This window comes from Amycolatopsis sp. cmx-11-32 (assembly GCF_047608695.1).
In the GTDB taxonomy this organism is placed as follows: domain Bacteria; phylum Actinomycetota; class Actinomycetes; order Mycobacteriales; family Pseudonocardiaceae; genus Amycolatopsis.
Genome location: NZ_JADNQN010000015.1, coordinates 19,270 through 31,433, shown reverse-complemented (window position 1 = coordinate 31,433; position 12,164 = coordinate 19,270). Strand labels below are relative to the sequence as shown.

Annotated in this window: 14 protein-coding genes and 1 pseudogene; 8 read left to right on the top strand and 7 right to left on the bottom strand. The window is 69.0% G+C overall.

Annotated elements, in window-relative coordinates; genetic code table 11:
* Positions 1–3 precede the first annotated feature (3 nt).
* The 6 genes from ACM6LR_RS33355 to ACM6LR_RS33330 all read left to right on the top strand — a co-directional run bounded on the left by ACM6LR_RS33355 (position 4) and on the right by ACM6LR_RS33330 (position 3,656).
* Entirely contained in the window at positions 4–453 is a 450-nt protein-coding gene (locus ACM6LR_RS33355; protein WP_414942278.1) for a GNAT family N-acetyltransferase, read from the top strand.
* Positions 454–489: 36 nt separating this feature from the next.
* On the top strand, positions 490–1,173 hold the full coding sequence (locus tag ACM6LR_RS33350; protein WP_414942277.1) for a metal-dependent transcriptional regulator: 684 nt from the start codon (positions 490–492) through the stop codon (positions 1,171–1,173).
* A gap of 187 nt (positions 1,174–1,360) precedes the next feature.
* Entirely contained in the window at positions 1,361–1,741 is a 381-nt protein-coding gene (locus ACM6LR_RS33345) for a transcriptional regulator (RefSeq protein WP_414942339.1), read from the top strand.
* A gap of 9 nt (positions 1,742–1,750) precedes the next feature.
* Entirely contained in the window at positions 1,751–2,809 is a 1,059-nt protein-coding gene (locus ACM6LR_RS33340; RefSeq protein ID WP_414945220.1) for an alcohol dehydrogenase catalytic domain-containing protein, read from the top strand.
* Between the two features lie 86 nt (positions 2,810–2,895).
* Complete coding sequence (locus tag ACM6LR_RS33335) at positions 2,896–3,033, top strand: hypothetical protein (RefSeq protein WP_414942275.1); 138 nt, start codon at positions 2,896–2,898, stop codon at positions 3,031–3,033.
* Positions 3,021–3,656, top strand: a complete 636-nt coding sequence (locus tag ACM6LR_RS33330) for an alpha-ketoglutarate-dependent dioxygenase AlkB family protein (RefSeq protein ID WP_414942274.1) — start codon at positions 3,021–3,023, stop codon at positions 3,654–3,656. Before ACM6LR_RS33335 ends, ACM6LR_RS33330 begins: the two co-directional genes overlap by 13 nt.
* Before the next feature lie 213 nt (positions 3,657–3,869).
* Here ACM6LR_RS33330 and ACM6LR_RS33325 read toward each other — a convergent pair whose 3' ends face one another.
* Genes ACM6LR_RS33325 through ACM6LR_RS33305 form a run of 5 tightly spaced genes read right to left on the bottom strand, consistent with a single transcriptional unit; the run spans position 3,870 to position 8,167 of the window.
* Entirely contained in the window at positions 3,870–4,730 is an 861-nt protein-coding gene (locus ACM6LR_RS33325; protein WP_414945219.1) for a biotin-dependent carboxyltransferase family protein, read from the bottom strand.
* Positions 4,727–5,344, bottom strand: a complete 618-nt coding sequence (locus ACM6LR_RS33320; RefSeq protein WP_414942338.1) for a 5-oxoprolinase subunit B family protein — start codon at positions 5,342–5,344, stop codon at positions 4,727–4,729. The genes ACM6LR_RS33325 and ACM6LR_RS33320 overlap by 4 nt, the downstream gene beginning before the upstream one ends.
* Positions 5,344–6,102, bottom strand: coding sequence for a LamB/YcsF family protein (locus ACM6LR_RS33315; RefSeq protein ID WP_414942272.1), 759 nt, complete (start codon positions 6,100–6,102; stop codon positions 5,344–5,346). The genes ACM6LR_RS33320 and ACM6LR_RS33315 overlap by 1 nt, the downstream gene beginning before the upstream one ends.
* On the bottom strand, positions 6,102–6,896 hold the full coding sequence (locus ACM6LR_RS33310) for a putative hydro-lyase (protein ID WP_414942271.1): 795 nt from the start codon (positions 6,894–6,896) through the stop codon (positions 6,102–6,104). Before ACM6LR_RS33310 ends, ACM6LR_RS33315 begins: the two co-directional genes overlap by 1 nt.
* 26 nt (positions 6,897–6,922) lie before the next feature.
* The gene (locus tag ACM6LR_RS33305) at positions 6,923–8,167 is read right to left on the bottom strand and encodes an MFS transporter (RefSeq protein ID WP_414945218.1); all 1,245 of its coding nucleotides are present in this window, start codon (positions 8,165–8,167) and stop codon (positions 6,923–6,925) included.
* Between the two features lie 182 nt (positions 8,168–8,349).
* Here ACM6LR_RS33305 and ACM6LR_RS33300 point away from each other — a divergent pair, with 182 nt between their 5' ends.
* Complete coding sequence (locus ACM6LR_RS33300) at positions 8,350–8,997, top strand: GntR family transcriptional regulator (protein ID WP_414945258.1); 648 nt, start codon at positions 8,350–8,352, stop codon at positions 8,995–8,997.
* Positions 8,998–9,061: 64 nt separating this feature from the next.
* Here ACM6LR_RS33300 and ACM6LR_RS33295 read toward each other — a convergent pair.
* Together ACM6LR_RS33295 and ACM6LR_RS33290 are read right to left on the bottom strand one after the other, a co-directional pair.
* Positions 9,062–9,196, bottom strand: a pseudogene (locus ACM6LR_RS33295) (1,3-beta-glucanase); the annotation flags it as partial.
* Positions 9,197–9,371: 175 nt separating this feature from the next.
* Positions 9,372–10,619, bottom strand: a complete 1,248-nt coding sequence (locus ACM6LR_RS33290) for an ROK family protein (RefSeq protein WP_414942336.1) — start codon at positions 10,617–10,619, stop codon at positions 9,372–9,374.
* 97 nt (positions 10,620–10,716) lie between these two features.
* Here ACM6LR_RS33290 and ACM6LR_RS33285 point away from each other — a divergent pair, with 97 nt between their 5' ends.
* Positions 10,717–12,105, top strand: a complete 1,389-nt coding sequence (locus ACM6LR_RS33285; RefSeq protein WP_414945217.1) for a GH1 family beta-glucosidase — start codon at positions 10,717–10,719, stop codon at positions 12,103–12,105.
* Positions 12,106–12,164: the final 59 nt, after the last annotated feature.

Below are 12,164 nucleotides of genomic sequence, written 5' to 3'. Positions count from 1 at the left end.
CTGATGCCGGTACGGGACGCCGTCGCGGACGACATCGAGGAGATCTGCGCGCTCATCGAGGAGCACGCGGTCTACGAGGACAAACATGATCTGAAGCTGGACCGCCAGGAGCTGGCCGGGTTCCTCTTCGGGCCCGCTCCGAAGGCCTGGGTGCTCCTCGCCACCCCGCCGGGTGAGCCGGGTGAGGTCGCGGGTTTCGCCTTCTGCAGCTGGAACTTCTCCACCTGGGAGGCCAAGCCCGGGATCTGGCTCGACGACCTCTTCGTGCGCCCTGCGCATCGGCGGTTCGGCCTCGGACGGGAGCTGCTCGACGAGCTGGCCGCACGGACGCCGGGCCGGGTCGAATGGGAGATGCAGGAGGGCAACGAGAAGGGTGAGGCGTTCTACGCCCAGCTGGGCGCCGAGCAGGTCCCCGGCTGGATCCGGTACCGCTGGCGGCCGCACGCGGGGTGAGCCCGCGACCAGGCGGCAAGCCGTAAACTCGCACCCATGGGTGAAGGGGCAAATCGCAGGTCGTCGTCCGTCGAGGACTACGTCCGGGTGATCTACGGGCTGGTGGAACGCGGTGAGGCCGTCACCAACACGTCGCTGGCCGGGCGGCTGGAGGTCAGCCCGTCGTCGGCGTCCGGCATGGTCACCAAGCTGTCCCAGCTGGGGCTGGTCGCGCACGTCCCGTACCGCGGGATCGAGCTGACCACCGAAGGCAGGCAGCTCGCCCGCTCGGTGCTCCGCCGTCACCGGCTGATCGAGACCTACCTGGTGTCCGAACTCGGCTACACCTGGGACGAGGTGCACGCCGAGGCCGACGCGCTCGAACACGCGGTGTCGGACAGGCTCGTCGAACGCATCGCGGCGAAGCTCGGCAACCCGGTGCGCGACCCGCACGGCGACCCCATCCCCGCCCCCGACGGCAGCGTCGAGGAGATGCCGATGCGTATCCTCGACGACCTCCCGCCCGGCGCGGTCGGCGAGATCGTCCGCGTCTGGGACACCGACCCGGAACTTCTGCGGTATCTCACCGAGCACGCCATCAACCTCGGCGAGCGGATCGAGGTCGTCGAACGCCAGCCGTTCGGCGGTCCGATGGTGGTCAAGGTCGGCTCGCCACCGGACGCGGCGACGCACGCGATCGGCAAGGAGATCGCACAGGCGCTGTCGGTCGCGCTGCGCTGACCTATGTCCACTGTGGACACATTTCGCCAGGGACGCCAGGTGGGAATTTTCCCTACGTCCCTGCATAATTCGGCGCTCGGACACGTCACCCACCTGCCGGGTGGATAGGTGATCCAAGGCCCTTCCGATCATGTGTTCGCCCGCCTAGGCTGCGCTGTTCCGGGTGGCTAGCGAGCGTGCGAAGGCGATGACAATGACCGGTCAGCGGACACACACCATCGACCGGGGGGTAGCGGAAGGACGTGAACTCAGGCGGCTGCTGGAGAACGGGCCGTTCGCGGACGCCCTCAGGGCGGCGATCAGGGCGAGGGGTCTCGGTCTCGACCGGATCCGGTATCGGCTGCGAGGGCGGGGGTGCTCGGTCAGTCTCGCGACGCTGAGCCATTGGCAGTCCGGGCGGTGCCGTCCCGAACGGCCGGAATCCCTGCTGGTGCTCAAGAATCTCGAGGAGGTCCTCGGGCTGCCGTCGGCGTCACTGTCACGGCTTTTGGGACCGCCACGCGGCCGGGCGGCCCGGTGTACGGTGCCCGGCGAGGGCCTGGTGACGCAGCGAGGCCGGGAGACGTAGGGAGAGTCGGTGCGGGCGGTCGTCTTCGAGGAGTTCGGGGTGCTGCCCGAGGTACACGAGGTGCCGGATCCGGTGGCCGCGCCGGGCGGGGTGGTGATCGCCGTCGACGCGACCGGGGTGTGCCGCAGCGACTGGCATTCCTGGCAGGGTCACGACACGTCGGTGAAACTGCCGCACGTCGCCGGGCACGAACTCGCCGGCCGGATCACGGCGCTCGGTGAGGGCGTCCGAGGCTGGTCGGCGGGGGACCGGGTGACGGTGCCGTTCGTCTGCGCCTGCGGCACCTGTGCCCAGTGCGCGGCCGGTGACCAGCAGATCTGCGACCGGGAGTTCCAGCCGGGAGCGACCCACTGGGGCTCGTTCGCGGAGTACGTCGCCATCGAAAACGCCGAGGTCAACCTCGTGGCGCTGCCGGACTCGCTGTCCTCGGCCGAGGCGGCGGCGCTGGGCTGCCGGTTCGGGACGGCGTTCCGGGCGGTGCTGCGCCAGGGCGGCGTGCGGCCCGGTCAGTGGGTCGCGGTCCACGGCTGTGGTGGCGTCGGCGTCTCGGCGATCCTGCTGGCCGTCGCGGCCGGTGCTTCGGTCGTCGCCGTCGACCCGTCTCCTCCGGCCAGGGCGCTGGCCGCGCGGATGGGCGCCGCCTTGGCCGTCGACCCGTCCGCGTTCGACGGCCACGAGGCCGTCGCCGCGCACGTCCGCGACCTGACCGGCGGCGGCGCGCACGTCTCGCTCGACTGCCTCGGCTCACCCGCCACCTGCGCGGCCTCGATCGGCGGCCTCCGGAAGCGGGGACGGCATGTCCAGGCCGGCCTGATGCCGCCCGCGCGGGGCATCGCGCCGATCCCGATGCACCGGGTGATCGGCGGGGAACTGGAGATCGTCGGCATCCACGGGCTGCAGGCGCACGAGTACCCCGAGATGCTGCGGGTGGTGGAAACCGCCGGGATCGATCTCGCGGGCATGATCGACAGGCGCGTCGGCCTCGACGACGTCCCCGCGGTGCTGGCGGAGATGAACGACCCGGTGCCCGCGCGGGCGGGCGTGACGGTGGTCGAATTCGGTCTGTGACCGGGTAAACGCAGGGTGGTCAACCGGCCGATCGGAGTAGTCCGATGGGTGGCTTCGCACGGCTCCTTGTGGCAGGTTTTCTCGCTGTGACAATCAAGGACGCTCCGTCTCAGCCGCGGTTCTTCCAGCGCCTGCTGAGCCGGTTCGCCGCGGCAGGCGTCCTGGTGCGGGGCCACCGGCTCATCGGCGCGCGCCCTGGCAAACTCGACGTGTGGACGCGCTGATCCCCCGACCCCGGAACGAAGTCGCACCCGATGCCGTGCACGTCCCCGGCTGGCTCGACCTCGACGCGCAACGCCGTCTGGTCGAAGCCTGTCGTGGATGGCGTGGTTACCGTCAGACGCGGTTGCCGAACGGTGGCGTGATGTCCGTGCGGACGGTCTGTCTCGGATGGCACTGGTACCCGTACCGGTATTCGCGAGTGACCGACGACGGCTCCCCGGTGCTCCCGTTTCCTTCCTGGCTGGGCGATCTCGGGCGACGGGCCGTTCTTGATGCCTACGGGTCTTCTTCGTCTTCGTATGACCCCGACATCGCGCTGGTGAACTTCTACGACTCCGCCGCGAAGATGGGGATGCACCAGGACAAGGACGAGGCCTCGCTAAAACCCGTCGTGTCACTGAGCCTGGGGGACGCGTGTGTCTTCCGGTTCGGGAACACGTCGGATCGCGGGCGGCCGTATACGGATGTGGATCTGCGGTCGGGGGATCTGTTCGTGTTCGGCGGGGAGTCGCGGCTGGCTTTTCACGGGGTGCCGCGGGTGCTACCGGGCAGTGCCGACCCGGAGCTGGGGTTGGTGGGGCGGTTGAACATCACTTTGCGGGTTTCGGGGCTGGGCTCCTCGTGATCCACCCAGTGAGGGGTGCGGTCCGGCATCGGCACCGCGCCCGAACACGACACTGTCGCCTTGCCTCTCGATGACCGTCCTTGCCACTCACGAGTTTCTTGTGCCGGGCTGGTCGTGTCGTCCATTCAATCACGCGTGTTATCCCGCTGGTCACGCGAAACCGCCATCGGCGCACCGCGGTAGGTACCTAGGGCACCCTCGGCCTAGCGCGACTTACCACTCAAGGGTGAACCGCACCCGCTGTCCCGGCCGAAGCTGTGCGGCCAGATCCAAGTCGGCCTCGTCCACCACCGCGATCACCGGATAGCCCCCGGTCACCGGATGGTCGGCCAGGAACAGGATCGGCTGCCCCGAAGGAGGGATCTGCAACGCACCGGGCACGGTGGCCTCGGGCGGCAGCTCGCCATCACGCGCTCGTGACAACAGAGGGCCCTCGAGCCGCACGCCCACCCGATCGACATCGGAGGTGGCCACGAACGGCGAACCGACCAAAGTGGACAGTGCCCCGGCGGTGAACCAGTCGAGTCGCGGTCCAGGGGAAACCCGCAGGACCGGTTCCCCGGGCAGCGAAGGGCGGGGTGCGAGATCGACACCGGGATGGGCCAGCACCCGATGTCCCACCGGCAAGGTCATCCCGGCCGACAACACTGGCGGCCCCAGTTCGCCGAGGGTGTCGGTCGCCCGGGCGCCCAGCACCGGCGGGACGTCGATGCCGCCGCGCACGGCGACATAGCAACGCAATCCCCGAGAAGCCGTGCCGAGCACGAGGTCTTCGCCCGCCCGCAGAAAGACCGGCGAGTCAGGGCCGGCGGCCCGCCCGCCGGCGGTGATCGAGCAGGTCGCGCCGGTGACGGCGACAGTGGCCGGCGCCGAGAACCGCAGTACGAGGCCGCCGAGAACCGCCTCCAGGGCCGCGTTGCCCTCGGGGTTCCCGACCAGCCGGTTCGCCAGCCGAAGTGAACCGCGGTCGGCGGCGCCGGACCGGCCGACGCCGATCGCGGCCAGGCCGGGGCGTCCGAGATCCTGCACGGTGGCGAAGATCCCCGGGCGGACGACTTCGATCTTCGAGGTCATCGGAGAACCGCTGAAGAGAACCTGATCCGCGTACCCGGCGTCAGCAGGTTCGGCGGCTCCCGCTCGACGTCCCAGACCGGCAGCGTGGTCCGTCCGATCAGCCGCCATCCACCGGGCGAGGCGTTCGGGTACACCGCCGTGTACTCGCCCGCGATCGCGACCGATCCGGCGGGCACCCTGGTGCGCGGGCTCGTCCGGCGCGGCAGGCGCAGGGCGGGGTCGAGTCCGGTCAAATACGCGAAACCCGGCGCGAAGCCACAGAACGCCGAGACATACGTGCCGTCCTCGTGCCGCCGGACGACCGCCTCCGCCGACATTCCGGCGGCGGCCGCGACGTCGGCCAGGTCCGGACCGTCGTAGCGCACCGGCACTACGATCTCGGCGGCTTCGCGCGGCGCGACGTCCACTGTGGACCGATCGAGGACGTCGCCGGCGAGCCGGTCGTGGTGTGTCCGGCCGGGGTCGAACCGGATGAGCAGGGTCCGCGCGGCCGGGACCAGTTCGACGACGCCGTCCGGCGGATCCCGATCCAGTGACGCGTGCAGCCCGAGCACCTCCGACGGATCGTCGAAGTCGACCATGGCCGCACGTGCCCCATAGCGCAGCACTCGCATCACGCGGCCTCGATGAACGGTCCGATGTGGACACCTGACGCGTCGAGCCCCGCGCGGATCCGTCGCGCCAGTTCGACGGCTCCGGGCGTGTCGCCGTGCACGCAGAGCGAATGCGGCTGGAGGCTCAGCTCGGTCCCGTCGTCGGCGACGACCTTGCCGGTGGTCGCCATCGCGACCGCCCGTTCGGCCACCGCGTCGGCGTCGTGGAGCACGGCGCCCGGCAGTTTCCTTGAGACCAGAAGACCTTCCGGCGTGTACGCGCGATCCGCGAAGGCTTCGGCGTACGCGGGGAATCCGGCCTTTTCCGCCTGCTTGGCCATTTCCGAGTTCGGCGGGCACAGCAACGCGAGCGCGGGATGGAACCGCCGGATTCCCTCGACGACCGCGGCCGCCTGCTCCGGATCGACGGAAGCGGTGTTGTACAACGCCCCGTGCGGTTTGACGTACCGCACCCGTGTCCCCGCCGCCCTGGCGAACGCGTCGAGCGCGCCGATCTGGTAGAGCACGTCGTCGGTCAGGTCGGCCGGGGCGACGTCCATCGCCCGCCGCCCGAAGCCCGCCAGATCGCGGTAGGCGACGTGGGCACCGATGACGACGCCCCGCATCGCCGCGCGTTCGCAGACGCGCCGCATCACCGACGGGTCACCGGCGTGGAAACCGCACGCGACGTTCGCGCTGGTGACGATGTCGAGCATGGCGTCGTCGTCGCCCATTTTCCAGGCGCCGAAACCTTCGCCGAGGTCACTGTTGAGATCCATCAAGCCACCCTGAACTCACTGTCGAGCTTGTCGGTCACGAACATGTAGCCCGGCGCGTGCGTGATCGCGAACGGCGGCCGCGAGGCCATGAGCGCCGCTTGCGGGGTCACACCGCACGCCCAGAACACCGGCACGTCACCGGGTTCCGCGTCGACCGGGTCCCCGAAATCGGGGCGGGCGAGATCCGCGATGCCGAGCGCGGCCGGGTCCCCGATGTGCACGGGCGCACCGTGCACATCGGGCATCCCACGGGTGATGCGCACAGCGTCGTCGACGCGATCTTCGGGGATCTGCCGCATCGAGACCACCATCGGCCCGTGCAGCCGCCCGGCTGGGACACACTCGCGGTTCGTCCCGTACATCGCCACGTTGCGGCCCTGGTCGACGTGCCGCAGCGGGATCCCCGCCACGGCCATCGCCGATTCGAAGGTGAAGCTGCAGCCGATCGAGAACGCGACCATGTCGCTGCGCCACAATCCGCTCGCGTCCGAGATCTCACCGGACAGCGCGCCGTTCTGCCAGACGCGATAGCGCGGCAGGTCGGTGCGCAGATCCGCGCCGGGCGCCAGCCGCGTCGACGGGTCGCCGGGATCGCTGACGTCGAGCACCGGGCAGGGCCGAGGGTTCCGCTGGCAGAACAACAGGACGTCGTAGGCCCAGTCTTCGGGGACGGCGATGAGGTTGGTCTGGGTGAAGCCGTTCGCCCAGCCGGTGGTCGGCTTTTCGGCGCCAGCGCGGAACAGGGCGCGGGCCTCGCCAGGGGACATCGTCGCCGGTTCGTCAAAGGTGGTCATCGCGGTACCTCCTCCTCCGATCGTCGTCACCGGAGTTCGCGGCCGCGAGTCTCGGGCAGGCCGAGCAGTGCCAGGATGGCGATGCCGTAGCCGACCGCGCCGAACACCATCGCGCCGCCCGCGCCGAGGAAACCGACCACGGCGGGGAAGGTCGCGCCGATGGCCCGGCCGAGGTTGTAGGTGAAGCCCTGTCCGGTCCCGCGCAACGCCGACGGGTACAGCTCGGCGAGGAACGCGCCGAAACCGCTGAAGATCGCGGACATCGAGAACCCGAGCGGGAAGCCGAGGAACAGCACGAGGGTGTTCGCGCCCGCCGGGATCTGGGTGTAGGCGATGATGAGGCCCGCCGACAAGACCGAGAACAGCAAGAACGTCTTCTTGCGCCCCAAGAGATCCGTGAGATACCCGCCGGTGACGTACCCGATGAACGCGCCGGAGATCAGGAACGCGAGATAACCGCCGGTCCCGATCACGGTGAGGCCGCGCGTGGTCTTCAGATAGCTCGGCAGCCAGGTCGCGAGCGTGTAGTAACCGCCCTGGACACCGGTGGCGAGCAGGGCGGCGAACAACGTCGTGCGCAGCAGGTCCGGCTTGAAGATGCCCGCCAGCGAGCCACGTTCCTTCTTCGCGGTCCGGGCGGCCTCCGCGACGGGCGCGTCCTGGACGTTGCGGCGGACCCACAGCACCAGCAGCGCGGGGATGACGCCGGTCCAGAACATGACGCGCCACGCGATGTCCGGGCTCCAGATACTGAAGACGACCGTGTAGACGACGACCGACAGCGCCCAGCCGACCGCCCAGGCACTCTGTACGAAGGCGACCGTCCGGCCGCGGTAACGCGCCTGCGAATACTCCGCCACCAGCGCGGCACCCGCGGCCCACTCACCACCGAAGCCGAGGCCTTGCAGGGCGCGGAAGATCAGCAGCGTTTCGAAGTTCGGCGCGAACCCGCAGAGCACGGTGAAGATCGTGTACATCGCGATGGTGATCTGGAGGGTGCGCACGCGGCCGATGCGGTCTGCCAGGATGCCCGCGCCGATGCCACCGATAGCCGAGACCACCAGCGTCGTCGTGCCGAGCAGGCCGGCTTCGCCGCCGGAAAGGCCGTAGTACGCGGTGATCGCGGCCAGGCCCAGCGGCAGGGTCTGGTAGTCGAACGAGTCGAGCCCGTACCCGCCGAACGCGCCGACGAAGGCCCGGCGACCTCGCGAACCGAGCGTGCGGAACCAGGCGAAGGGGCGGGTGTCCTCGGTAGTGGCTGTCGCGTTCATCGGCACCTCCAGAGGGTGATTCTCATCGTGGCACGGGTCACATGGGTAAGCACTGTAAGTATTGTTCAACAATTCCACAAGAGGATGCTTGGCTTGTCCTCTTGTACCTGGATAGGGTTAGTCGTGTGACGATCGCGGAGGGTGGTCCCGTCGCAATGCAAGGACTCGAAGCCGATCGGGGCATGATCAGCCGCACCAGTACCGCCGAGCGTGTCGCGGGCGTCTTGCGCACGCGGATCGCCGAAGGCTTCTTCCTGCCCGGCGTCCGGCTGTCGGAACACGACATCGGCTCGGCGCTCGGCGTCTCCCGTAACACGCTGCGTGAGGCCTTCCGGCTGCTCACGCACGAACGGTTGCTGACCCACGAACTCAACCGCGGCGTCTTCGTGCGGGTGCTGTCCGTCGAGGACGTCGTCGACCTCTACAAGGTGCGCAAAGTCGTCGAATGCTCGGCGGTGCGGGCGGTGACGGAAAAGCCATCGACGTTCGAGAAGCTCGCGCGCATGGTCGAGGACGGCAAGCTCGCCGAGCGGGGTGAGCGCTGGCAGGACCTCGGCACCGCGAACATCCGGTTCCACTCGACGATCGCGGAACTCGGTGGCAGCGAACGGATCGACGAGCTGATGCGCGGCATCTTCGCCGAACTCCGGCTGGTGTTCCACATGATGGCCGACCCGCGGCGCTTCCACGAGCCGTACCTCAAGCGCAACGCGGAGATCCTCGAGCGCATCGAGGCCGGCGACGGCCTCGGCGCCGAAGCGCTCCTCGCGCAGTACCTCACCGACGCCGAAAACCAGCTCGTCGAGGCCTACGCCGAACGCACCCCCTGACGCGTTTAGTCCTCTAGTTGCGGTAGTTCTGAGTACGAACTACCGCAACTAGAGGACTAAACGCGTAGGTCTGGGTGAACTGACCTTGAGTGGGCAGTCGGGCCGAGGTGTACTCGCAGCGCCCGTACCAGCGGTTGTAGTTGCCGGGGTTCTCCTTCTTCGCGGTGATGACCAGATTGCCCTGGCCGTCGAGCGCCGCAGCCCGGCGGAACCGGGAGGAGATGGACATCGTTGTCGCCTCTCTGACCGTTGGGGACGCGGGCGAGGAGAAGGCGCACGTCGGAACTATTTTGTTGCGCTGGCAACAAAATACGCATGGTCTTACCACTGCGACAAGATGTTCAGGCACGTATTTTTCGACCTCGAATTTAGGGTCAAGCGGCCGTGCCCCGCTTCGATCCGGCAGTCCGTAGGTCCGCGCCCTGGTCCAGCAGGGCAGCGACGGGGAGAGTGGCGGCTCCTATGGCGACCGCGTCCGGCCCGAGCCGCCCGAGGTCGATCTCGGTCTGGTCGAACACGTGCGCGAGCGCGTGCTCACCAGCCACGCGCCGGATCTCGGGCAGGTACTCCTCGCCGAGCGCGAGCCCGGCCCAGCCGCCCAGCACGATCCGCTCCGGGTTGAACAGGTTGATCAGGTTGCCGATCCCGGCGCCGAGGTAGCCCGCGGTCTCTTCCAGTACTTTGGCCGCCGCCTTGGACTTGCCCGCCGACTCCAGCAGGACGGCGAACTGCGTCTGCTCGTCTTCACCCGTGGTGGGTTTCCCGCCGCGCGCCTTGCGATAGCGCGCGAGGACACCCTCCGCGCCGACGTAGGACTCCAGGCAGCCACGCGATCCGCAGCGGCATTCCTGTCCGCCGTAGACGATCGTCGTATGACCCCATTCGCCCGCGCTGCTGGTGGAGCCCCGGTAGGTGGTGCCGTCGGTGACCACGGCCGCGCCGACCCCGGACCCGATCAGCACGATCACCGCGTGCCGGGCACCGCGACCGGCGCCGAACCACATTTCCCCCTGGCCTTGGGTTTTCGCGCCGTTGTCGACGAACAACGGCAGCTCGACGCCCTCCGCGCGCAGAAGATCGGTCAGCGGGACTTCCTTCCAGCCGATGGTGGGCGCGTGCACGCGGAGCGCCGCGCCCTGTTCGACGGTGCCGGGAACGCCGACGCCGACACCGAGCACGGTCGCTTCGTCGATCCCCGCTTCGTTGATCACTTCCCGGATTCCGGACGCCACCTGGGTGACGGCCGCGGCCGCGTCGGGTCGCGGGGAGGCGAGGGGGTGTTCGACGGTGGCGAGCCGGTTCATGGTGAGGTCGAACAGTTCGACCTTGACCCCGGTCTCGCCGATGTCGACGCCGGCGACATGGCCGTATGCCGGGTCGACGCGGAGCAGGACGCGTGGCCTGCCGCCGTCGGACTCGACCAGCCCGGCTTCGGTGATGAGGCGTTCTTCGCCGAGTTCGGCGGTCACGTTGCTGACGGTCGCGGCGCTCAACCCGGTCAGACCGCTCAATTCGTGGCGGCTGAGCGGGCCGTCGAAGTAGAGTTTCGACAGCAGGAGGGAACGGTTGTGCCGCCGCAGGTCACGGACGGTGGTGCGCTTGGCAGGCATGCGGATACCCATCTTGTGGCGGCGGACCTTTCGAGGATGCCCCACGACCTTAGCCTCCGCCATGTATTAACTGGTGAAATAAGGCGGGACCAGGCCGGAAGGAGGTGCCATGACGGGAGAAGACGAGCTCATCGGCACCCTGCCGTCCGATTTCCGGTGGGGGGTCGGCAGCTCGGCCTACCAGATCGAGGGCGCGGTCGCCGAAGACGGACGAACACCGTCCATTTGGGACACCTATGGCCAGTCGCCCTGGACCATCGACAACGGCGACACCGGCGAGGTCGCCTGCGACCACTACCACCGGATGCCCGCCGATATCGCGCTGGTGAAGAAACTCGGCGTCGACACCTACCGGTTCTCCGTTTCCTGGCCGAGGGTGCAGCCGCGCGGGCGCGGCGGCGTCAACCCCGCCGGGATCGGCTTCTACGACCGGCTGGTCGACGAACTGCTCAACAACGGCATCGATCCGTGGCTGACGCTCTACCACTGGGACCTGCCACAGCACCTCGAAGACGCGGGCGGCTGGCCGTCACGCGACACCGCTGTCCGGTTCGCCGACTACGCGATGCTCGTGTTCGAGCGGCTGAGCGACCGCGTCCGACACTGGACCACGCTGAGCGAGCCGTGGTGCACGGCCATGCACGGTTACGTCCACGGGGTGATGGCGCCCGGCCGCCGGGACGCGAAGGCGGGGATGGCGGCGGCCCATCACCTGCTGCTCGGCCACGGTCTCGCCGTGCGGCGGATGCGGGAACTCGCGCCGCCCGGCACGAAGTTCGGCATCACGCTCAACCTGAGTACCGCCGACCCGGCCACCCCCAGCGAGGCCGACCGCGAGGCCGCCCGGTTCGAAGACGGGCTCGGGACGAGGTTCTACCTCGACGCGCTCGTGCACGGCCGGTACCCGGAAGACGTCCTCGAAGACCTCGCGCGGCAGGGCATCCGCCTGCCGTCCGAGCCGTGGGACCCGTCGATCATCGCGGCACCGCTCGACTTCCTCGGCGTCGACTACTACTTCGGCACGCGGTATTCCGGGGTGGAGGAGAACGGGGACGCCGTCGAGCATTTCGGGATGCCGTCGTTCCGCAAGGTCCCGTTCGGGGCCCCGTCGACGGCGCTGGGGTGGGAGATCCTGCCGGACAAGCTCACCGAACTGCTCGTCCGCGTCAGCCGGGACTATCCCGGTTTGCCGCTTTACGTCACCGAAAACGGCGCCGCGTTCGCCGATGTCCCCGACGAGACCGGCTTCGTCCGCGACGACGACCGCGCCGCGTACCTGTCCGCGCACATCGCTGCCACGGCCGCCGCGCGACAGGCGGGCGCGGACGTCCGCGGCTACTTCGCCTGGTCCTTTTTGGACAGCTTCGAATGGGCATACGGCTACGCCAAACGACTCGGCCTGGTTCGGGTCGAACGGGATACCCAGGCGCGGACGATCAAACAGAGCGGGCTGGCCTACCGCGACATCGTCGAACGGGTGCGCGCCGGACAGCGGTAGGACTTGCCCCACCGTGGATCCGGCGGTTCACTCCCGTCACCGTCTAACGTCGGCATCGG